At 74.1% G+C, this 20,504-nt stretch carries 20 protein-coding genes; 12 read left to right on the top strand and 8 right to left on the bottom strand.

What is annotated here, in order from left to right:
- Positions 1-30: 30 nt before the first annotated feature.
- The gene (locus C8N24_RS30115) at positions 31-816 is read left to right on the top strand and encodes a GNAT family N-acetyltransferase (RefSeq protein ID WP_121257231.1); all 786 of its coding nucleotides are present in this window, start codon (positions 31-33) and stop codon (positions 814-816) included.
- Here the strand turns inward: C8N24_RS30115 and C8N24_RS30110 are convergent.
- Both C8N24_RS30110 and C8N24_RS30105 read right to left on the bottom strand, forming a co-directional pair.
- A complete protein-coding gene (locus C8N24_RS30110) occupies positions 813-1,418 on the bottom strand; it encodes a hypothetical protein (RefSeq protein WP_147448049.1) in 606 nt (201 codons plus the stop codon). The two genes, C8N24_RS30115 and C8N24_RS30110, sit on opposite strands and share 4 nt — an antisense overlap.
- A 41-nt stretch (positions 1,419-1,459) precedes the next feature.
- A complete protein-coding gene (locus C8N24_RS30105; protein WP_147448048.1) occupies positions 1,460-2,005 on the bottom strand; it encodes a hypothetical protein in 546 nt (181 codons plus the stop codon).
- Between the two features lie 68 nt (positions 2,006-2,073).
- On the opposite strand from C8N24_RS30105, the gene C8N24_RS30100 reads away from it, so the two are divergent.
- The 4 genes from C8N24_RS30100 to C8N24_RS30085 all read left to right on the top strand — a co-directional run bounded on the left by C8N24_RS30100 (position 2,074) and on the right by C8N24_RS30085 (position 8,119).
- Positions 2,074-3,702, top strand: a complete 1,629-nt coding sequence (locus C8N24_RS30100) for a glycerol-3-phosphate dehydrogenase/oxidase (protein ID WP_121257225.1) — start codon at positions 2,074-2,076, stop codon at positions 3,700-3,702.
- Positions 3,703-3,791: 89 nt separating this feature from the next.
- The gene (locus C8N24_RS30095; protein WP_121257223.1) at positions 3,792-5,564 is read left to right on the top strand and encodes a hypothetical protein; all 1,773 of its coding nucleotides are present in this window, start codon (positions 3,792-3,794) and stop codon (positions 5,562-5,564) included.
- On the top strand, positions 5,561-6,463 hold the full coding sequence (gene folP, locus C8N24_RS30090) for a dihydropteroate synthase (protein ID WP_245972022.1): 903 nt from the start codon (positions 5,561-5,563) through the stop codon (positions 6,461-6,463). Before C8N24_RS30095 ends, folP begins: the two co-directional genes overlap by 4 nt.
- Before the next feature lie 66 nt (positions 6,464-6,529).
- Entirely contained in the window at positions 6,530-8,119 is a 1,590-nt protein-coding gene (locus C8N24_RS30085) for a Rho termination factor N-terminal domain-containing protein (RefSeq protein ID WP_211340187.1), read from the top strand.
- A 65-nt stretch (positions 8,120-8,184) separates the two neighbouring features.
- On the opposite strand, the gene C8N24_RS30080 is transcribed toward C8N24_RS30085, so the two are convergent.
- Positions 8,185-8,652 carry a hypothetical protein gene (locus C8N24_RS30080; RefSeq protein ID WP_121257221.1) on the bottom strand — a complete coding sequence of 156 codons (468 nt, stop codon included), beginning with the start codon at positions 8,650-8,652 and terminating at the stop codon, positions 8,185-8,187.
- 84 nt (positions 8,653-8,736) lie between these two features.
- Positions 8,737-9,141: a hypothetical protein gene (locus C8N24_RS30075; protein WP_147448047.1), complete on the bottom strand. Its 405-nt coding sequence runs from the start codon at positions 9,139-9,141 to the stop codon at positions 8,737-8,739.
- A gap of 94 nt (positions 9,142-9,235) precedes the next feature.
- Here C8N24_RS30075 and C8N24_RS30070 point away from each other — a divergent pair, with 94 nt between their 5' ends.
- From C8N24_RS30070 to C8N24_RS30040, 7 genes are all read left to right on the top strand, one after another.
- The gene (locus C8N24_RS30070) at positions 9,236-9,730 is read left to right on the top strand and encodes a hypothetical protein (protein ID WP_147448046.1); all 495 of its coding nucleotides are present in this window, start codon (positions 9,236-9,238) and stop codon (positions 9,728-9,730) included.
- 27 nt (positions 9,731-9,757) lie between these two features.
- Positions 9,758-10,492: a response regulator transcription factor gene (locus tag C8N24_RS30065; RefSeq protein ID WP_121257215.1), complete on the top strand. Its 735-nt coding sequence runs from the start codon at positions 9,758-9,760 to the stop codon at positions 10,490-10,492.
- Positions 10,493-10,577: 85 nt separating this feature from the next.
- Positions 10,578-12,359 (top strand): putative bifunctional diguanylate cyclase/phosphodiesterase, encoded by a 1,782-nt coding sequence (locus C8N24_RS30060; RefSeq protein ID WP_170179519.1) that lies wholly within the window; start codon positions 10,578-10,580, stop codon positions 12,357-12,359.
- The gene (locus tag C8N24_RS30055; protein WP_121257211.1) at positions 12,340-13,332 is read left to right on the top strand and encodes a GGDEF domain-containing protein; all 993 of its coding nucleotides are present in this window, start codon (positions 12,340-12,342) and stop codon (positions 13,330-13,332) included. Before C8N24_RS30060 ends, C8N24_RS30055 begins: the two co-directional genes overlap by 20 nt.
- A gap of 103 nt (positions 13,333-13,435) precedes the next feature.
- Positions 13,436-14,503, top strand: coding sequence for a sensor histidine kinase (locus C8N24_RS30050; protein ID WP_121257209.1), 1,068 nt, complete (start codon positions 13,436-13,438; stop codon positions 14,501-14,503).
- Positions 14,500-15,138: an SAF domain-containing protein gene (locus tag C8N24_RS30045; RefSeq protein ID WP_121257207.1), complete on the top strand. Its 639-nt coding sequence runs from the start codon at positions 14,500-14,502 to the stop codon at positions 15,136-15,138. The genes C8N24_RS30050 and C8N24_RS30045 overlap by 4 nt, the downstream gene beginning before the upstream one ends.
- A gap of 46 nt (positions 15,139-15,184) precedes the next feature.
- The gene (locus C8N24_RS30040) at positions 15,185-15,790 is read left to right on the top strand and encodes a nucleoside/nucleotide kinase family protein (RefSeq protein ID WP_211340186.1); all 606 of its coding nucleotides are present in this window, start codon (positions 15,185-15,187) and stop codon (positions 15,788-15,790) included.
- On the opposite strand, the gene C8N24_RS34860 is transcribed toward C8N24_RS30040, so the two are convergent.
- Genes C8N24_RS34860 through C8N24_RS30020 form a run of 4 tightly spaced genes read right to left on the bottom strand, consistent with a single transcriptional unit; the run spans position 15,787 to position 20,495 of the window.
- Positions 15,787-16,509: an SDR family NAD(P)-dependent oxidoreductase gene (locus C8N24_RS34860; RefSeq protein ID WP_211340185.1), complete on the bottom strand. Its 723-nt coding sequence runs from the start codon at positions 16,507-16,509 to the stop codon at positions 15,787-15,789. The genes C8N24_RS30040 and C8N24_RS34860 overlap by 4 nt on opposite strands.
- Positions 16,494-19,055 (bottom strand): aminotransferase class III-fold pyridoxal phosphate-dependent enzyme, encoded by a 2,562-nt coding sequence (locus C8N24_RS30030; RefSeq protein ID WP_170179516.1) that lies wholly within the window; start codon positions 19,053-19,055, stop codon positions 16,494-16,496. The genes C8N24_RS34860 and C8N24_RS30030 overlap by 16 nt, the downstream gene beginning before the upstream one ends.
- A complete protein-coding gene (locus C8N24_RS30025; protein ID WP_121257203.1) occupies positions 19,027-20,163 on the bottom strand; it encodes an RNA polymerase sigma factor in 1,137 nt (378 codons plus the stop codon). The genes C8N24_RS30030 and C8N24_RS30025 overlap by 29 nt, the downstream gene beginning before the upstream one ends.
- On the bottom strand, positions 20,160-20,495 hold the full coding sequence (locus C8N24_RS30020) for a YciI family protein (protein WP_121257201.1): 336 nt from the start codon (positions 20,493-20,495) through the stop codon (positions 20,160-20,162). Before C8N24_RS30020 ends, C8N24_RS30025 begins: the two co-directional genes overlap by 4 nt.
- Positions 20,496-20,504 lie beyond the last annotated feature (9 nt).

Genomic DNA, 20,504 nt, shown 5'->3' with positions numbered 1-20,504 from the left:
TCATCGACGCAGTTCCTAGGATCACCGGCCGTGATCATCCGCGAGGCCCAGCCGGACGACATCGAGCCCGCGCTGGCGGCGATCAGCGACGCCTTCGGCTTGCAGCTGCGCCCGCCGACGGTTCACACGCTGGTCGCGGGCGCGTCCGACGGCACCCTGCTCGTGGCCGAGCGCGGCGGCGTGGTCGTCGGCACCGCCGCCTCGGTCGGCTTCGGCGCGACGGGCTGGCTGGGCGGCATCACGGTGAGCCCGGACGCGCGCGGCAACGGCCTCGGCCGGGAGCTCACCGAGGCTGCGATCGACGCCCTCGGCGACCGTGAGACGATCCTGCTCCTGGCGACCCCGATGGGCCGCGCGGTGTACGAGAAGCTCGGCTTCGAGGCCGAGGGCACCTACCGCGTCTTCGCCTCCGGCAGCCGGCGGCCCGAGCGGACGGTCGAGCTGCGCGACCTCACGCCCGACGACCTGGACGCCGTCCGCGCGCTGGACCGGCAGGCGAGCGGCGAGGACCGCTCGTTGGCGCTGGAGGCGTCGCTGGAGGGCGCCAAGGCCACGCCCGACCTGAAGGCCGTCGCGTTGCGGCCGCCCTGGCCGGCGCTGCCGATCATCGGCGACCCGGCCGCCGCGACCACGCTGCTGACGTCGCTGATCGAGCCCGGCCTGCGCCTCGCCGTGCCCGACGAGAACACGCAGGCGGTCAACCTCCTGCGCCTGCTCGCCCGTGAGCAGCGGACGGTCACGCGCATGCGCCGGGGCCGGGCCGTCGACTGGCGGCCGGACAACGTCTGGGGCGTCTTCTCGTTGTTCTTCGGCTAGCTCGTCGGCTCGGCGGGCGCGGGCTCTTCCTCGCGCTGCGTCGTGCCCTGGTGCTGCAGCATCGCGTTGACGTCCGGAGCGGAGTCCTCGGCGGGTTCGCGGCGCACCGTCAGCAGCCGTTCATTGCCGAAGCGCACCATCGCGACCGTGTAGGCGAAGACCGGCACGTCGTGGCGGCTCGCGAGCCAGTCGATCGTGGTCAACGCGCGCGGGTCGTAGCCGCCGGCGATCAGCACGAGCGACGGCGACTGCGCGCCGTCGACGTTCTCGAGCGACGCCTCGATCTCCCGCAGGCGCTCCTGGTCCCAGGACGCGACGTCCGCGGCGGCGCCGAGCGCGCGGCCAAGCTGCCACTCGACCGTGTCCCCGGTGACGAGGATCACGACGACGCGCTGGTTCGGCTCGTCGTAGCCGAGCAGGTCGACGTACGGCACCGGCTCGCGCGCGACGAGGCGGATCCCGCTCAGCCCGAGCTCGGCGGAGAAGGCGTCCCACGAGGACGTGATGAGGCCGAGCAGCTCCTCGCGGTCCGGGGGGCTCTCCACGAGCCCGGACGCCTGTGGCGCTACAAGCGTTCCGGAGTTCTCATCGATGCGCAGCACGGCGGTCACAGCCTCCTCGGCAAGGTCGGGAAACCCGAAGCCTAACTGAGGGAGACCGGCTCGCCGAGCACAATGCGACCGGCTTCGACGACCCGCGCCTCGATCCCCGGCCCGTCGGCGCGGGACGCGACCAGCCTGAGCCGCACGCCGTCGCGGAAGCTGAGCTCCGCGCCCGCCCAGCCGCCGTGCCCGGGCAGCTCGAGCGCGAGCTGCACGTTGACGCCCGCGAACGCCCGGTCGAGGCCGTGCCGGACGGTCGTGACGATCACGCCGCGGGTGGCGTCGAGGTCACGCACCAGCTCGATCGGCCGGCCGAGGGACCGCTCGAGCGCGAACGCCAGCCGCGGGTCGCCCCACCGGTACGTGCGGTCGCCCGGGCCGTGCAGGACCGGGAACGGCGGCTCGTAGTGCGTGTGGATCGCGCCGTCAGGGTTGAACGGGAACGTGGCCCGCCAGTCGGTGAGCCCGGGCAGGTCGGTCACGGTCAGCAGCCCTTCGGGCCCGGCCGCGAAGTGCTGGCGGTCCCCGGCCAGGCCGCGGGCGTCGATCTGGGAGGAGCGCAGCGGCTCGCCGCCCATTCCGAGCACGGGAAACCGCCAAAGCGATTGCACGAACCCTGCGGTCATCGCGGTCGAGAACGGTAACGTGCGGACGCGTGCTGCCCCGCGCCGAAGCCGTCGCCACGCTCGCTCGCGAGCCGTTCGACGTGCTGGTGATCGGCGGTGGGATCACGGGCGCGGGCGTGGCGCTGGACGCGGCCACACGCGGATACTCGGTCGCGCTCGTCGAGCGCGGCGACTACGCGTCCGGCACGTCCTCCCGGTCTTCGAAGCTCGTCCACGGCGGGTTGCGCTACCTGCAGAACTTCGACCTCGGGCTCGTCCGCGAGGCGCTGCTCGAGCGCCAGATCAACGTCAACGTCGCGCCGTACCTGACGCGCCCGCTGCGGCTGATCGTCCCGGCCTTCGACGGGCAGCGGCTGGACCGCGTGGTCGGGCTCGGGTTGAACGCGTACGACGTGATGTCGGTCGACCGGATCCGCCGGCGCCGGCGCCGGCACGACGAGGCCGACTGGAGCCCGGCGCGCCACCGGATCATCAGCGGCGAGGAGGTGGTCGAGCGGATCCCGGCGCTCGCCGGCCGCGCGCCCACCAGCGGGTATCTGTTCTACGACTGCCAGACCGACGATTCGCGTCTCGTCCTGACCGTGCTGGCCGAGGCCGACCGGTTCGGCGTGGTGGCCGCGAACCGGCTGGAAGCGCTCGCGCTGATCGACGAGGGCGGCCGCGCGGCCGGCGCGCGCGTGCGTGACAAGGAGTCCGGCGACGAGCTCGAGATCCGCGCCGCGACCGTCGTCAACGCCACCGGCGTGTGGGCCGACCGGCTGCGCCCGGCCGAGCTCTACGACGAGGCCGAGGTGCCGGTCATCCGGCCCAGCCGCGGCACCCACATCATCGTCGACGCGGACCGGCTGCCGATGCACGGCGCCGGCGCGATCGTCCCGGCGGGCTCCGGACGCACGATCTTCGTGCTGCCGTGGCTCGGCCAGACGCTGATCGGCACGACGGACACCGACCACGGCGGCGACGTCGTGCACGTCAAGCCGGCCGAGGAGGACATCGCGTACCTGCTCGACGCGGTCAACGGCTTCTTCGGCACGACCCTGACGCCCGCCGACCTCGCGGGCGCGTACGCGGGTGTGCGACCGCTGATCTCGACCGGCGACAGCGGCAAGTCGGTGGACATCTCGCGCAAGGCGGAGCTGTACGAGACCTCGAGCGGGATGATCACGATCACCGGCGGCAAGCTGACGACCTGGCGGCGGATGGCCAAGCAGACCGTGGACCGGATCGTCGAGCGCGACGGCAACGACGCGCGCTGCATCACGCACGAGCTGCCGCTCGGGATGGCGGTCGCGTCGTCGGACCTCGTCGCCGCCCCGGACTGGGCCCGTGACCAGCTGGCCGGCCGCTACGGGCACGTCGCGCACGACGTGCTCGCCGTCGCGCCGGAGCTGGCGGAGGCGATCGTCCCCGGCCGCCCGGACCTGCTGGCCGAGGTCGTGTACGCCGCCCGCCGCGAGCAGGCGCGGACGATCGGGGATGTGCTGCTGCGCCGGACGCGGCTCGCGCTGACCGCCGCCCGCTCGCTCACGCCGCCGGTCCTCGCACGCGTGGCGGACGTGCTCGGCGACGAGCTCGACTGGGACGAGCGACGCCGCGCGCGGGAGATCGAGGCGTTCGCGGAAGAGGCCCGCGAAGAAGGCATCCTGTCGGCACCGTAACTTTGCGGGCGTCCACCGGTTGAGACCGGGCGGAGCCCCATCGACCCGGAGCCGTTTTGCCGACCCGTCTGCTTGTCCCACTGCTGCTGTTGCTCGTGTTCCCCGCCTCCGCGCGGGCGGACTGGTTTCCCGCGACGCCGATCGACGGCCCGAACGCCGACGTCGTCGCGGTCGGCAACGTCGACCTCGCCCGCGACGGCGCGGGTGCCGTCGCGTACCTGCGCAAGGACGGCGGGGTCACGCACGCGTTCGTCGCGCGCCTGATCGGCGGCGGTTGGCGCGGCCCCGAGCGCGTCGACCCGACCTCGGGCGAGGCGACCGAGGTCAAGGTCGCGACCGGTGACGGCTATCGGATGGCCGTGGCCTGGATCGCGGACGGCAACGTGTACGCCAACGTCGCGCCCGGTGGCACGCCCGACCCGGGCGGCTTCTCCGGCCCCGTCCAGCTCGGCGGGGCGGGCGCGAAGGACGTCGACATCGACCTCGGCGTGAACGGCGCCGCGTACGTCACCTGGCAGCAGGACGGCAACGTGCTCGCCGCGCGCCTGCAGGACTCCACCTGGACGCTCGTGCCGCAGCCGCTGGACGTCGACGTGCCGCTGGAGGCGGGCACCGGCCGGCTCGCGCCGAAGGTCGCCGTCTCCGCCGAGGGCTACGCGGTCGTCACCTGGGGCGACGTCGCCCCCGGCATCACCCGCGTGTGGGCGCGCCGGATCACCGGGCTGAACCTGTCGGTCGCCCCGCAGCTGCTCAACCTGCCCGAGGGCGGCAACGCCGACTCGCCGGACATCGACATCGAGGACGACGGCTCGTTCGCGTGGGTCGTGTTCCGGCAGGACGTCGCGGGCGTCTCGCGCACGCTCGGGCGCCGGCTGGTGGGCTCGACCTTCGAGGTGCAGGAGGCGATCGACGCCAACCTCAGCTCGGACACGCCGAAGGTGCAGATGGGTGGCGGCGGCGTCGGTTACGCGGTGGCCCAGAGCCAGGGCGGGGCGAACGTCGTCGGCTCGTGGCTCTCGCGTGACCACTTCCAGGCGCCGGCCCGGATCGACAGCGCCGACAGCGCGACGCCGACCAAGCCCGAGGTCGCCGCGAGCGACCGTGGGGACATCGCCCTCGCGTGGCGCACCGGCCCGGTCGGCGGCACCGTCGCGCGCGCCCGCTTCAAGGACGGCGAGTCCGCGGTCGGCCCGGAGTTCACGGTCTCCAACCCCGCGCTCGGCCCGGTCGCCGATCCCGGCGTGTTCGTGGGCGGCGACCGCCTCGGCGACTTCGGGGTCGCCATGGTCCAGGGCTCGCCCGGCGCCTACGCGCTGACGGGTGCCGTGTTCGACCGCGCTCCGGGCGCGCCGTTCATCGAGGAGACCACCACCTACAAGCGCAAGACGCGCCCGGACTTCCGCTGGCGCGCCGGCATCGAGCTGTGGGGCCCGCAGCGCTTCCGCGTGTTCGTCGACAACGTGCTGATCGGGGAGACGCCCAACGAGACGCTCACCCCGCGCGTGCCGCTCACCACCGGCAAGCACACGTGGCAGGTCGAGGCGGTCGACGCGCGCGGGCAGACGAGCCGCAGCCGCCTGCGGACGCTGCGCATCGACGCGGTCAAGCCGACGCTGACCGTGAAGGTCTCCGGCAAGCGCGTCGCGGGCCAGAGCCTGAAGGTCACCGTGCGCGCGAAGGACGCCGGCGGCGCGGGGCTGGACCACATCACGGTCGACTACGGCGACAAGTCGGCCAAGTCCGACAAGGCCACGACACGCCACCGCTACAAGCGCGGCACGTTCCGGCTGAAGGTCGCGGCCGTGGACAAGGCGGGCAACGTGACCCGCAAGGAAGTCAGGCTCCGGATCAAGAAGTCGTGATCCTGCGGGCGGGCACGCGGCGCATCGAGCTCGGCGCGCGCCCGCTCCTGATGGGCATCCTCAACGCGACGCCGGACTCGTTCTCGGAGGAGCGCGGGGAGGAGCCGCTGACGGCGCGCGTGGAGCGGGGGCGCGCGCTGATCGCGGCCGGGGCGGACCTGCTGGACATCGGCGGCGAGTCGGCGCGCGGCGACCGCCCGGCGGTGAGCGTCGGGGAGGAGATCGAGCGCGTCTGCGGGCTGATCGGCGCGCTGGCCGGCGAGGCGCTGATCTCCGTCGACACCTACAAGCCCGAGGTGGCGGAGGCGGCGATCGCGGCGGGCGCGTCGATCGTCAACGACGTGTCCGGGCTGCGCGACCCGCGGCTGGCCGAGGTGGTCGCCGCGACCGGCGCCGGGCTCGTGCTCATGCACACCGCGGTCGCTCCCAAGGGAACGCTGCTGGACCCGGCGACGTACGCGGACGTGGTGGGGGAGGTCGTCGCCTTCCTGACGGAGCGGATGACGGTCGCGCGCGCCGCGGGCGTGGCCGACGAGCAGCTCGTGCTCGACCCGGGGCCGGACTTCGCCAAGACGCCCGCGCAGACGGTCGCGATCCTGCGCCGGCTGGACGCGATCGCGGCGCTTGGGCGCCCGATCCTGCTCGCGGCCTCGCGCAAGGACTTCGTCGGCGCGATCACGCGGAAGTCGCCTGCGGAGCGGGATCCGGGGACCCTGGCGGCGCTCGCGCATGGCGTCGAGCACGGGGCGTCGATCCTGCGCGTGCACGACGTCGCGGGGGCGCGTGACTTCTTCAACGTGCGCGCCGTGTTGCGCGGCGAACGGGTGCTCGAGCCGCTCGAAGGCCTGTCGCCCGAGCGCTATCCGGACGGTGTGCCACCGCATTTGACGCTAGGCTGAGGCGCGATCCGATCGCCTGGCGCTGATCTCAACGCGCCGGGACGCCTACCGATTCGAGGAGATCGAATGCCGACTGTCCTGGACCGCTCCGCCTTGGAGCAAAGCCCGCTCGCCGACCTGCACACGCTCGCCAACGAGCTTGGGGTCGACGGCTTCCGCCGCCTTCGCAAGCCTGACCTCGTGGACGCGATCCTCGCCCGCCAGGGTGGGGAGGCCGTCGCCGCGGAGCCCGTGGCCGCCGCCACCGGTGCTGATGAGGACGACTCGCCCAAGCGTTCCCGCCGTGGCCGCCGCGGTGGCCGTGGCCGTCGCCGCGACGAAGACGAGAACGGCGCCGCCGACTCCGGCCGCGACCGCGACCGCGAGCCCGTCGCCGAGGAGCGCTCCAACGGCGCCGCCGAGGACAAGCTCGCCGAGGGCACCGTCGAGCTGCTCGCCAACGGCTCCGGCTTCCTGCGCGTGCTCGGCACCGAGGCGTCCGACGACGACATCTACATCTCGGCCGCCCAGGTCAAGCGCTGCGAGCTCGTCTCGGGCGACAAGATCAGCGGCCCGGTGCGCGCCGCGCGCCGCTCCGAGCGCTTCCCGTCGCTCGTCCGCGTCGACACCATCAACGGCCGCCCGGCCGACGAGGTCGCCGAGGGCACGCGCTTCGAGGACCTCGCCGTCGCGTGGCCGGACGAGCGGATCGCGCTCGGCTCCGACGACGCCACGGTCACCGCGATCGAGTGGCTGACCCCGTTCGGCAAGGGCTCGCGCGTCGTCATCGCCGGCGCGTCGCGCTCGGGCAAGACCGAGGCGCTGCGTCGCCTCGCGGCCGCGCTGGTGGATCAGGAGGGCCTCGAGGTCAGCGTCGTCCTCACGGGCGTGCGTCCGGAGGAGGCCGCGGACTGGGCCGTCGAGCCGAGCGCCGTGCTGACGTTCGCCGCCTCGGCGGACGCGCAGGCGCAGGCCGTCGAGCAGGCGGTCGAGACCGGCCGCCGCGTCGCCGCGCGTGGCGGGGACGCCGTGCTACTCATCGACGGCTTCGAGTACCTGCCGTCCAGCGCCGCCCGGCGCGCGCTCGCGGCCGCCCGCAACCTGGCCGGCGGCGGCTCGCTGACCATCGTCGCCACGTCGCCGGCGCCCGTCGGCGGTGAGACGACGCTCGTCGCGCTGGACCGCTCGCTGGCCGCGCTCGGCACGTTCCCGGCGCTGTCGCTCGCGGACTCGGGCGTGCTGCGCGCCGAGCTGCTCGTCGGCGAGGCGGGCGTGGAGGCGATCCGCTCCGCGACCGCCGGCGGCGAGTTCGTCGCCCCGAAGCCCAAGCCGAAGGCCAAGCCCAAGCCCGAGCCGAAGGCCAAGGCCAAGCCGAAGGCCAAGGCCGAGGCGGAGCCGGTGGTCGAGGCGGCCGCGGCCGTCGAGGCCGTCGCCGAGCCCGCGCCCGAGGCGGCGACGCCGAAGCGCAAGCCCGCCGCCAAGCGCAAGCCGGCCGCGACGAAGACCGCGGCCAAGAAGCCCGCCGCGACGAAGACGGCCGCCAAGAAGCCGGCCGCCGCGACGAAGACGGCGGCGAAGAAGCCCGCGGCCGCGCGCAAGACGGCCGCCGCGAAGAAGCCGGCCGCGTCGACGGCCAAGCGCAAGCCGGCGGCCCGCAAGAAGCCCGCCGCCTCCTAGCGCTTCATGCCCGCGGGGGCCTTCGGGCCCCCGCGCGGAAACCTAAAGGCCCTGGGGCTTCAGGTTCAAGGGCGCGGGCCGTAGGCGACGCGGCGCCAACTCGGCTCTGGCGAGAGCTCGATCGGCTCACGATCGCGCTCGGGCTGGACGTAGCCGAACGTGTGCGTCGCGTCGTCGAAGACCACGTCGAGCTCGCCTTCCTTCACGCGCTGGTCCAGCCAGGCGGAGCGGAAGACGAGCCGGCGCAGCCAGTGCACGAGCGAGCGGTCCGCCGGGCCGACGAGGTCGGGCCAGCAGTCGTTGACGTGCTCCCCGAGGCCGGAGGCGGGATCGACGACCTCACCGTTGACGGTGAGGTTCACAAGGTCCTCGAGCTCGGTCTCCTCGAGGTGGTTCCCGACGAAGCCCAGCTTGTGCGCGGCCTGCTCGACGCGCTCGGAGAAGTCACGTTCGTTGAACGTGAACCGGAGGTCTCCGTACTCCAGGACGTAGTCCTGGCCGGAGTCGTAGTTGCCGCGGCGAATCTGATCCATAACGAGATGTGCCTCAGGGGTGCCCTGAGGCGTCTGCATCTTATGCGCGGTTCCTCCCCCGCGTCCCGCCTTGAATCGGAACTTTCATCCAGCGGTCAGACCGTGTCGGAGATCGAACGCGCGGATCGCGCCGTCCGCGGTGTCGGGGAAGTCGGCGAAGCGCCGGTTGCGGCACACCCACTCCTCGCCGGGCGGCCGCTCGTGCGCCTTCTCGATCGTGAACGCGCACTGCGCGAGCGGCGCTCGCGCCAGCTTCAGCGTGCCGTAGCCCTTGGCGCGCTCGGCCTCCTCGAACAGCGCGACGTCGATATCCGTCGCGAACACGTTCTGCGCGCAGCCCATGTAGCGGGTGCCTGTGAGCGGGTCTGTGTAGCGGTACAGCGCGGGGCACTTCGCCGCCACGCAGGACGCGGGCGCGATCACCCGATCGCAGTACGTCAGGCACTGGCGGCACTCGGACGCCTCGGTGCGGCGGGCTGTACGGCCCATGGCGCGAGTGTACCTGCGCGGCAAGCCTGGACGTTCCGCCAGGGTGTCAGCAATGCACCGTGTTCCAGTTGTGAATTCTGGCTAGGGTCGAACCATGGCTTTCTGCCGGTTTACGGTCATTGGCGTGCTGCTGGCGGGCGCCGTCGCGAGCCCCGCGTTCGCGGCGGACCCGGTCGAGCCTCGCAAGGGCCTCGTCCTGAAGGGCGAGCTCGACTTCCCGCGCGTGCAGAAGATGCACGTGCGGACGGGCGCGAAGGACGGCTCGCGCCTGAAGGTCAGCCTCGGCTTCCACGGCAAGTGCAAGGGCGGCGGGCTCGGCGAGCTGTGGGCGTCCAACGTCGCGGCCCGTCCCGAGGTGCGCGTGCGTGACGGTCGCTTCGACGCCGAGCTGACGGGCACGACCCGCGGCGTCGGCGGCGTGGCGGGCCGGACCGGGCACTTCACGTGGACGTTCAGCGGCCGTTTCACCGACCGCGACGTCGCGGTCGCGACCGTGCGCGGCACGGCGGAGGTCCGCGCGGGCGGCAAGGTCGTCTCGCGCTGCGAGATCCGCAAGCCCGCCTCCGTCCGCCTCACCCGCTCCGCATAGTTTTCGCCGCCGTGCCCTAGAGAGGGCATGGAACCCGCCACGCTCCTGCTGCTCGAGGACGACCCGGTGATCCGGCTCTTCCTCGCCGACAACCTCACCGCCGACGGCTACGACGTGCTCGTCGCCGAGACCGTCGAAGACGCCGGGCGCACGCTCGAGCGCTCCCGCCCGGACCTCGCCGTCTTCGACGTGCAGCTCCCGGACGGCTCCGGCCTGGACCTGCTGCGGCGCGTGCGCGCCTCGGACGGCGTCGCCTCGCGGCTGGACCCGACGCTGCCGATCCTCCTGCTCTCGGGAGCGGGGGAGGAGCTGGACCGCGTCCGTGGGCTCGAGCGCGGCGCCGACGACTACGTGGTCAAGCCCTTCGCCTACCCGGAGCTGCGGCTGCGGATCGACGCCGTGCTGCGGCGGGCACGGACGCGCGTGCAGCTCGGGACGCTGCGGGTCGGGTCGCTGGAGATCGACCCGGCGGGGCGCGCGGCGACCGTCCGCGGCGTCCGGGTGGAGCTGGCCGCGAAGGAGTTCGCGCTGCTGCGGACGCTCGCCTCGGCGCCGACGCGGGTCTTCACCAAGGACGAGCTGCTGCGTGACGTCTGGGGGTTCCGGGCGGCGGGATCGACCCGCACGCTGGACTCGCACGCGTGCCGGCTGCGGCAGAAGCTGCGCGCCGACGGGGACGAGTTCGTGGTCAACGTGTGGGGCGTCGGCTACCGGCTGGTGGACGGACCGCCGGCCTCAGGATTCCCTGTTCGGTCTCCTTGATGACCGCGAGGTCGCGGGGGTGCGTCCGCCCGGGTAGCCGGTGCGGATAGACCAACAGGTGGAGATCGCTGACGAGAGCGCCCGGTTGAGCGCACTGCGGGACGTGGGGCTGCTCGACGGCGACCCCGATCCCACCCTGGAGCGGCTCGCGCGGTTGGCGGGGGAGCTGCTGGGCGTGCCGATCTCGCTCGTGACGCTGATCGCTGCCGACCGCCAGCACATCCCGGGCGCGAGCGGGCTGGAGCCGCCGTTGGACGTCGAGCGCGAGACGCCGCTGTCGCACTCGTGCTGCCGGCACGTGGTCGAGCGGCAGGCGCCGCTCGTGGTCGACGACACGCGCGAGTCGGCCCTGCTGGCGGGGAACGCCGGCGTACGGGACTATGGGGTGATGGCCTACGCGGGCGTGCCGCTGACGTTGGCGGGCGGGGAGACGCTCGGGGCGTTCTGCGCGATCGACAAGGTGCCGCACCGCTGGGACGACCGCGAGGTGCGGCTGCTCGAGGACTTGGCCGCGCTCGCCGTCGACGTGCTGGAGCTGCGGCGCTCCGGTGTGCGTGACCTGCGCGACCCGCTGACCGGGCTGGCGGGCCGCGGGCTGTTCGGCGAGCTCGTCGCGCGGTCGATCGCGCGGGCCGCGCGCGGCGGCCGGGCGTGCGCGGTGCTGGCGGTCGGGCTCGACGGGTTCCGGCTCGTCAACGACGCGCTCGGGCACGAGGCGGGGGACGCGCTGCTGCGGTCGGTCGCCGAGCGGCTCGCCGCGGGGCTGCGCAGCGGCGACGCCGCCTGCCGGCTCGCGGGCGACGAGTTCCTGATCCTGTGCGACGCGCTCGACGACGAGGCCGAGGCGGAGATGATCTGCGACCGGCTCAAGGCCGAGCTGGCCGGTGTGCCGCACCTGGTCGACGAGCATGCGGTGCCGGTGTCCGCGACCGTCGGCGTCGCCGCCGCGAGCAGCGTCGTGTCGGCGGACGACCTGATCGACGCGGCGGTCGACGCGCTCGCCCATCGCAAGCGCGGCGCCGCGCCGCGGTCGGGCCGTGCCGACCCGGAGCGACGTGCCCGCGCGACGCGCCGGCTGCGGCTTCAGCAGGCGTTGCACGGCGTGGCCGAGCGCGACGAGCTGGTGGTGGTCTACCAGCCGCTGGTCGACCTGCGCGGTGGCGGGCTGAAGGGCTTCGAGGCGCTGCTGCGGTGGACGCATCCCGAGCTGGGTGCGGTTCGGCCGGACGAGTTCATCCCGGTCGCCGAGCGCACCGGCGCGATCGTCGCCATGGGCGAGTGGGTGCTCGAGCGGGCGGCGGAGGACCTGGCGGCCTGGCGCAAGGGCGCGGAGGTGACGGTGTCGGTCAACGTCGCGCCGATCCAGCTGCGCAACGCGACGTTCGCGGAGCGGGTCGGCGCGATCCTCACGGCCCATGGGGTCCCGCCGGGCGCGCTGACGCTGGAGATCACCGAGCGCGTGCTGCTCGACGACCGGCCGGCGTACACGCGCTCGATGACGGCGTTGCGCGAGCTCGGCGTGCAGATCGCGCTCGACGACTTCGGCACCGGCTACTCGGCGCTCAGCTACCTGTCGCGCTTCCCGCTGGACGTGCTGAAGATCGACCGCGGCTTCGTGGCGGGGCTGGAGTCGGACGCGCGCGCCCGCGCGCTGCTGGAGGCGATCACCGGCATGGCGGCGGCGCTCGGGCTGCGGACGGTCGGGGAAGGCATCGAGACGGCGTGCCAGCTCGCGCAGCTCGCGGAGAGCGGGTGCGACGTCGGCCAGGGCTACCACCTCGCCCGTCCGCTGCCGGTGGACGAGCTGGTGCCGCTGCTCGATCGTGTGTGGGAGACCGGGGGACCCGATGCCGAGGCGCCCGGCTGAGCGGCCCCTCGTCTACAGCGCGGCGGCGATGTGCGTCGCCGCGGGGGCGATCGGCGCGCTCGAGGAGCTGCTCCCCGAGGGACCGGAGTTCTCGCCCTGGCCGGCGCTGACCGCGCTGGCGCTCGCGGCCATCGCGATCACGGTCGGCCAGGGGCTGCCGCGCAGCGCGTTCCTGGCGTTCGGGTTCGTGGGCGCGACCGTCGTCGGCGTGGCGGTCGGCACGACGCGCGGCTACTCGGACGCCGCGATCGTCTACTGCTGGCCCGTGCTGTGGGTGGCGTCCTTCTACGGCACGCGCGCGACGGCCGCGGTCGTCGGCTGGGTCGGCGTCGTGCACGGCGCCGCGTTGCTCGCCCTGGCTGACGGCGCCGCCAGCCCGGACCGCTGGGTCGACGTCGTGGTCACGGTGATCGTGGCGGGCGTCGTCGTGCGCGTGCTCGCGGCCCGCAACGAACGCCTCGTCGCCCAGCTCTCGACCGAAGCGCGCGTGGACCCGCTGACCCAGCTCCACAACCGCCGCGGCTTCGACGAGCGCCTCACCGCCGAGACCGCGCGGGCGATGCGCGACCAGTCGTCGCTGGCGGCCGCCGCCTTCGACATCGACCACTTCAAGCGCGTCAACGACGAGCACGGCCACGAGGTCGGCGACCGCGTCCTCCAGTGGGTCGCCAAGACCCTCGCGCACGCGACCCGCGGCGCCGACGTCACCGCCCGCGTCGGCGGCGAGGAGTTCGTCGTGCTGCTGCCCGGCACCGGCATCCGGGGCGCCCAGGAGCTCGCCGAGCGCGTGCGCGTGGCGGTCGAACGGGGCGGCGGCCCCGTGCCGATCACCATCTCCGCGGGCGTGGCGGCGCAGGTCCCGCGCGACGCGGACCACGACTTGGTCGAGTCGGCGGATCGCGCCCTGTACCGCGCCAAGCACGACGGCCGCAACGCGGTCCGCGTGGCCGATTCGGAGCCGGCCGCGCGCTAGCCGCGCGGGTCCGTCGCGGGGACGCGCGTCCTGCGCGGCCGCTCGTCTCGCGACGCCTGCTCACCGGTGGGGCGAACTTCCTCGCGACCGCCCTACAGAGGGCATGACGATTGCGACCTGGCTCCTGATCGCGGCGCTGGCCGCCGTTGCGCTGCGCTTCCACCATCGGCTCGTGCGGGTGGCGCGGGCCAGCCATGAGCTGCGTGGGCCGCTGTCCGCGGTGCAGCTCGGGCTGCACGGGCTGAGCGGCGAGCCCGCGCGGCTGGCGGCGATCGAGCTCGAGCTGCGGCGCGCAGGGCGGGCGCTCGAAGACCTCGCCGCCGCCCGCGCCGGCGGGCCGAGCCGCAGCGGCCCCGAGCGCGTGGACCTTGCGCTGCTGGTGCAGGAGCACGCGCCCGGCTGGGCCGTGCTCGCCGGCGGGCACGGCGCGCGGCTGCGCGTGGAGTCGCCGACGGTGGTGCTGCCGTTCGCGATCGGTGGCGGCGACCTCGCCGCGCCCGCGACCGTCCTGGCCGACCCGCTGCGCATCGCCCAGGCGTGCGCGAACCTCGTCGCCAACGCGGCCGAGCACGGCCAGGGCGAGGTCCGCGTGCGCGTGCGGGCGTCCCTGGACCGCGTCACGATCGAGGTGAGCGACGACGGCCCCGGCCTCCCGGCGCCACTCACCGCGTTGACGGCACCGGCCCGTTTCCGCCGCGGTCGGCGCGGCCACGGCCTCGCGATCGCGGCGGGCATCGCGTCGCACCACGGCGGCCGACTCACCGCCGACGGCGCGCGGCTCGCGCTCGAGCTGCCGGCGGCGACGACGCCCGTCCCGCTGACGTTCCGCGGCCGCGCGAGGGTGAAGCTCCGCCGGCTCGCAAACCGCACCGCCGCACGGCCGGCGCGTGGTCGCGGCGACTCGGCCGCGGGCTCGCCCCGCGCGCTTGCGAGGTCCGACGGGCCCGCCGTGGGTGCGCCACGGCCGCTCGTCGCTGCCGACGACTCCGCCGCGGGCTCGCCACGCGAACTCGCGGCGCCCGACGGGCTCGCCGTGGGCGCGCCACGGCCGCTTGTCGCCCCCGACGAGCGTGCCGCGGACGCTGGCCGCCGGCGTGCGGCGCCCGACGGGCTCGCCGTGGGCTCGCCCCGCGCGGTCGCCGCGTCCGACGAGCGGTCGGTGGGCTCGTGACGCGGCGCCGGCGGGCCGCGGTCCTGCTCGCGCTGGCGGTGGTGCTCGGGGCGTTGTCGGCGTCGCACATGGCGCGGCGTGAGGCCGCGCTCGAAGCGCAGCTCGGGCCGCTCACGGAGGTGGTGGTCGCGCGCGTCGACCTACCCGCCGGGCGGACGTTGCGGTTGCAGGACCTCGGGGTGCGAGCGCTGCCCGCGCGGTACGCGCCGGTCGGGGAGCCGGTGTTCGCGGCGGCGCTCGCCGGGCGCAAGCTGGCGGTGCCGGTCGTGGCGGGCGGCGCGGTGACGGCCGAGCTGATCGCGCGCGAGCCCGAGGAGCCGCCGGTCAAGCGTGGGGAGCGGGCGGTCGACGTCGTCGCGTCGGGCAGCGTGAGCGCGGGCGTGCGGGTCGACGTCGTCGTGACCACGGACAAGCAGACGCGGCTCGCGCTGCAGGACGTCGAGGTGCTGGCGGCCAAGCCGGCCGCGGCGAAGGACGGCGGTGGGCCGCGGGTCGCGGCGACGCTGCGGGTGCCGGTGACGGACGCGGTCTACCTGGTCGCCGCCCAGGAGTACGCGCGGGACGTGCGGCTGCTCGCGCGCGTGCCCGGAGACGCGAGGGCCGTCGACGCGCTCACGGTCGGCGACGGGCTGTGAACGGCGCCGTGCAGCCGCGCGGACGGTGCTCGCCTAGGGTGCACCCGTGGTCATCACCAGCGAGGACGAGCTGTTCGCGCGTGCCCATGCGCTCGCGGAGCGCGGCGAGCGCCAGATCCTCGGGATCGCGGGTCCACCCGGGGGTGGGAAGTCGACGGTCGCGCGGGCGGTGGTCGCCGCGCTGGGCGAGCAGGCACGGCTCGTGCCGATGGACGGCTTCCACCTCGCGCAGCCCGAGCTCGTGCGGCTGGGCCGGCGCGACCGGATGGGCGCTCCCGACACGTTCGACTCCGCCGGCTACGCCGCGCTGTTGCAACGCCTGCGCGGCGACGAGCCCGTCGTGTACGCGCCCGAGTTCCGCCGCGAGATCGAGGAGCCGATCGCCGGCTCGATCGCGGTCCCGAGCCAGACGCCGCTCGTCGTCACCGAAGGCAACTACCTGCTGCTGTGGCCCGGCATCAAGCCGCTGCTCGACGAGTGCTGGTACGTCGAGACCGACGAGGAGCTGCGCGTGCAGCGGCTCATCCAGCGGCACATCCAGTTCGGCAAGACACCCGAGTACGCGCGCGCCTGGGTGCTGCGCAGCGACGAGCGCAACGCGGAGCTCGTCGCCGAGACCGCGCACCGCGCCGACGTGCTCGTCCGGCTCTAGAGCTTCAGCTCCTGGAGCGTGTTGCCGCCGTCGACCACGAGCGACTGGCCGGTCACGTAGGACGCACCCGGCGAAGCGAGGAACGCGACGACCTCGGCGACCTCGTCCGGCGTCCCGGGACGGCCGACCGGCGTGTTCGCGCCCGCACGCAGCTCCTCCTCGGTCGAGGAGCCGGTCGCGATCCAGCCCGGGGCGACGCTGTTGACGGTCACCCCGCGCGGCCCGAGCTCGAGCGCCAGCGCCCGCGTCAGCCCGTCCACGCCCGCCTTCGCGGCGCCGTAGGCGGCCGAATAGAGCAGCGCCACGTACGGCCCCGTGACCGACGAGACGTTCACGATCCGGCCCCCGGCCGGCATGCCGGGCGCGACCAGCCGGCACAGGCGGAACGTCGTGTGCAGGTTGATGTCGATCCCGCGCAGCCACTCGGCTTCCCCGAGCTCGGTGAACAGCCGGTCCGGCGCGTCGACGCCGGTCTGCACCATGCCGGCGTTGTTGACGAGCACGTCGATCGCGCCCGCCTCGGCGACGACGCGCTCCGCGTCCTCCCAGCGGGTCAGGTCCGCCACGACACCGCGTGCGCCGATCTCCGACGCCCGCTCGAAGATCCGCTCGGTCGTCGACGTGATCGTCACCTCCGCGCCACGCGCCGCGATCAGCCGCGCGATCGCGAACCCGATCCCGTCGGCGCTGCCGGCGCCGGTGACTAGAGCACGTCGCACAGGGCCTCCAGGAAGCGATCGCAGTCGTCGGCGCTGATCGCGAGCGGCGGCTTGATCTTCAAAACGTCCTCGTTCGGCCCGTCGGTCGAGATCAGCACGCCGCGCGCCTTCAGCGCCTCCTTCACGCGCGCCGCCTCCTCCCGCGACGAGAGCTCCACGCCGAGGAACAACCCGGCCCCGCGCGCGTCCACCACGTCCATTCCGCGCAGCCCGTCGAGCAGCCGCGCGCCCATCGCCCGCGCGTGCGCCTGCAGGCGCTCGTCCTGGATGACGTCCAGCACGGCCAGCCCGATCTCCGCGCTGACCGGGTTCCCGCCGAACGTGTTGAAGTACTCCATCCCGGTGAGGAACGAGGCGGCGACCTCGGGCGTCGTGACCACCGCCCCGAGCGGATGCCCGTTGCCGATCGGCTTGCCGAGCGTGACGATGTCCGGCACCACGCCGCCCAGCTCGAACGCCCAGAAGTGCTCGCCGACGCGACCGAACCCGGTCTGCACCTCGTCCGCCACGCACAGGCCACCGGCCGCGCGCACGGCCTCGAAGGCGGCGCGCAGATAGCCGGGCGGCGGGACGACCTGCCCCGCGCAGCCGAGGATCGGCTCGGCGAAGAACGCGGCCGGCCGGTCGACCGCGGGCAGCTCCCACAGCGGCGTCACCGACGCGTGCCGGGGCGGCGCCTTGTACGGCGAGAGCCCGATCGTCGAGGTCAGGTGCCCGTGGTAGGCGTGGTCGAGCACGGCGACCTCGTCGCGCCCGGTGTGCGCGTAGGCGAGCCGCAGCGCGAGGTCGTTGGCCTCGGACCCGCTGTTGACGAAGAAGCACACCTGCAGGGGATCGGGGAACGTCGCCGCGAGCCGCCGGGCGTAGTCGACCACCGAGCCGTGCAGGTACCGCGTGTTGGTGTTGAGCACCGCCATCTGCGCCGCGCCCGCCGCGACCACCCGCGGGTGGCAGTGCCCGACGTGCGCGACGTTGTTGACCAGGTCCAGGAACGCGCGGCCGTCGGCGTCGTAGAGGTGGGCACCTTCGCCGCGGACGATGTGCAGGGGCTCGTCGTAGGCGAGCGACAGCGCGCGGCTCATGACCGTGCGCCGCCGTGCCGGGGTGTCCACGCGCGGCCCGCGCGCGTCCACGCCGTTCGGGAGGCCGAGCAGCAGGTTCGGGTCCGGGCACACGCTGCGGAACAGGTCCGCCTCCTCGGGCAGCGCGACGCCGTCGAGGTTGCCGACCAGGTCCGTGAACAGCTGCAGGTGCAGGTGCGGCTCCCAGCCGCCGTTGACCTCGGCCGTGCCGAGCCGGGCGATCACGTCGCCCTGCTTGACCTCGCCCTCCGCGAGCGACTCCGGGTCCAGGTGACCGTGGAGCGTCCAGAAGTCCCCGTGCCGCACGACCAGCAGCCCGCCGTAGTCGCCGAGCTGGTTGCGGTTCTCGCGCCGCTCGACCACGCCGTCCAGCGGCGCGTACACGGGCGCGCCGGCGGGCGCGAAGATGTCGATCGCCATGTGGCGCGTGCGCCAGCGGCCGTCGGGCGTCTGGAACTCGGGCGCGGTGTAGATCGCGCGCTGCTCGTCGTAGCGGCCGATCGCCAGGCCGTCCACGGGCGGCATCGCGGCCGCCAGGTCGAGCACCGGCGCGTTCGCCAGGTCGCCGTCCATCACCGGGTGCGCGTCGGTGAGCAGCAGCCGCTGGCGGACCGCGCGCGCCTTCGGGCTGGCCTCGTACCCGCACGCGTCGCGGAAGCGGAAGTGGGCGAGGACCGGGTCCTCGCCTTCCAGCCGCCGCAGCACCTCCTTGATGCCGGCCTGGCTGACGAGCAGGTAGTCGTTGTCCGGCCGCTCGGCGAACTGCTTGTCCGCCATCGCCACGCTCATCTTCAGCCGCGCGACCATCAGGTCGAACAGCACGGCCAGCTCGTCGGCGCTGAGCGGCGCGATCTCGTGGTAGCCGCGCACCAGCGGCACGACCGCACGCGCGGGATCGGGACAGCCATGCATCGCGTACGCGCCCGCGATGGCGAGCCCGCACACGCGGGCGGTGTAGACGACGTCGCCGAAGTCGATCAGGCCGATCGAGCCGTCCGGCGCGACGAGGATGTTGTGCTCGTTCGCGTCGTTGTGGATGACCTGGTGGGGGAGGTGGTCGAGCCCGTCGACCGCGTTCTTGAGGTCCCACCGGTGCGGGCGGCGCATGTTCGGATGCGTGAAGCCGGCCAGCGCCCGATCCACACGCGCGACCGTGCGGCCGAGCTCGGCCATGTCGCCGGGCGCCTGCGCCCACGCCGCGCCCTCGAGCCAGCTCAGCAGCCGCACCGTGTACCCGTTCGACGCCTGGGTCGGCCCGGCGAGCCGCGGCACCGCGGGCTCGTCGCGCAGGTGCTCGAGCACGGCGTCCTCGAGCGCGAGGTCGGCCGCGTCGGCGTGCAGCTTGAGCACGTAGCGCGTGCCGTCGGCGGTCAGCGCGAAGTTGAGGTCGTGCTCGCCGGGCAGCGGCCGGGCGGTCGCGTCGAGCCCGTACAGGTCACGGGCGATCTGCAGCGGATCGGTCATCGAGATCATCGAGCCTATCCGCGAGCAGGCGGCGTTCGGCGGGCGGCGGGTCGAGCGCGAGTGCGCGACGGTAGGCGTCGGCGGCCTCGCGCGGGCGGCCGAGGCGCTTGAGCAGCTCCGCGCGGGTGGAATGCAGGTAGCGGTAGCCGTGCAGGTCGAGCGCGTCGACGATCGCGAGGGCGCGCGGGACGTCACCCGCCTCCGCGATCGCGACGGCGCGGTTGAGTTGCACCACCGGCGTCTGGGGCAGCCGCGCGTACAGGTCGGCGACGCGCGGCCAGTCGATCGGGTCCTCGCACTGCAGGGACGCGATCGCCGCCTGCAGCGCGTACGGGCCGCTCGCCCTTCGGAGCGCGCGACGGCCGGCGTGCAGCTTGGCGTCGTCCCACCGCGCCCGGTCCTGGTCGGCGAGCAGGACGATCTCGCCCTCGGCGAACCGCGCGGCGCGGCGCGCGTCGTGGATGAGCATGAGCGCGAGGAGCCCGTGCACGTCGCCCTCGTCCGGCATCAGCGCGGCGAGCACGGACGTGAGGCTGATCGCCTGGTCGGCGAGGTCGTTGCGGCCGCCGTAGCCCTCGTTGAAGATCAGGTACAGGACGGCGAGGACGGCCTGGAGGCGCTCGGGCAGCAGGTGGTCCGGCGGGACGGCGAACGGGATGCCGGCGTCGCGGATCTTGGCCTTCGCGCGCGTGAGGCGGCGCTTCATCGTCTCCGGCGCGACCAGGAAGGCGCGGGCGATCTCCTCGGTGCTCAGACCGCCGAGGGTCCTGAGCGTGAGCGCCACCTGCGCCTCGGTCGGCAGCGCCGGATGGCAGCAGGTGAAGATCAGCTCGAGACGCTCGTCCGGGAAGTCGGAGGTCTCGGTGGGCGGGGTCGGGTCGATCACGGGGTGCGCCTGCTCTCGGCGGATGCGGTCGATCGCGCGGCGCTTGGCGGTGGTCGTGAGCCAGGCGCCCGGGTTGCTCGGGACGCCGTCGCGCGGCCAGCGCTCGGCGGCGATCGCGAACGCCTCCTGCGCGGCTTCCTCGGCGCGGTCGAAGTCGCCGAGGAAGCCGACGAGCGAGGCCACGACGCGGCCCCACTCCGCACGGAAGACGGCGTCGATCAGCGGGTGTGCTCCGAGTTGATCGGCCGCACCTCGACGGCGCCGCCGGCACGCGTGGCCGGCACGCGCTTGGCGATCTCCAGCGCCCCGTCGAGGTCGGCCGCCTCGATCAGGAAGAAGCCGCCGAAGATCTCCTTCGTGTTGGCGAACGGGCCGTCGGTGACGAGGTCGTCGCGGACGACGGTGGCCGTCTCGATGCCCTTCAAATGAGCGCCCGAGTGGACCCGCTCGTCCTCGTACATCGCCATGTACTCGCGCGTGACCGCGGCGCGCTCTTCCTCGGACGTGCCGTCCTGCGCGTTGGGGTCGACGTAGATCAGGAGTGCGTATCTCATGTAGTGCCG

It is taken from the genome of Solirubrobacter pauli, from assembly GCF_003633755.1.
In the GTDB taxonomy this organism is placed as follows: domain Bacteria; phylum Actinomycetota; class Thermoleophilia; order Solirubrobacterales; family Solirubrobacteraceae; genus Solirubrobacter; species Solirubrobacter pauli.
This window is presented reverse-complemented; position numbering and strand designations above follow the sequence as displayed.

What these genes read in the sequence shown, in the direction of transcription:
- C8N24_RS30085 (WP_211340187.1), top strand. Translation starts at nt 6,530, where the DNA reads ATGCCGACTGTCCTGGACCGCTCCGCCTTGGAGCAAAGCCCGCTCGCC.
- C8N24_RS30080 (WP_121257221.1), bottom strand. Translation starts at nt 8,652, where the DNA reads ATGGATCAGATTCGCCGCGGCAACTACGACTCCGGCCAGGACTACGTC.
- C8N24_RS30075 (WP_147448047.1), bottom strand. Translation starts at nt 9,141, where the DNA reads ATGGGCCGTACAGCCCGCCGCACCGAGGCGTCCGAGTGCCGCCAGTGC.
- C8N24_RS30070 (WP_147448046.1), top strand. Translation starts at nt 9,236, where the DNA reads ATGGCTTTCTGCCGGTTTACGGTCATTGGCGTGCTGCTGGCGGGCGCC.
- C8N24_RS30065 (WP_121257215.1), top strand. Translation starts at nt 9,758, where the DNA reads ATGGAACCCGCCACGCTCCTGCTGCTCGAGGACGACCCGGTGATCCGG.
- C8N24_RS30055 (WP_121257211.1), top strand. Translation starts at nt 12,340, where the DNA reads ATGCCGAGGCGCCCGGCTGAGCGGCCCCTCGTCTACAGCGCGGCGGCG.
- C8N24_RS30050 (WP_121257209.1), top strand. Translation starts at nt 13,436, where the DNA reads ATGACGATTGCGACCTGGCTCCTGATCGCGGCGCTGGCCGCCGTTGCG.
- C8N24_RS30030 (WP_170179516.1), bottom strand. Translation starts at nt 19,055, where the DNA reads ATGACCGATCCGCTGCAGATCGCCCGTGACCTGTACGGGCTCGACGCG.
- C8N24_RS30020 (WP_121257201.1), bottom strand. Translation starts at nt 20,495, where the DNA reads ATGAGATACGCACTCCTGATCTACGTCGACCCCAACGCGCAGGACGGC.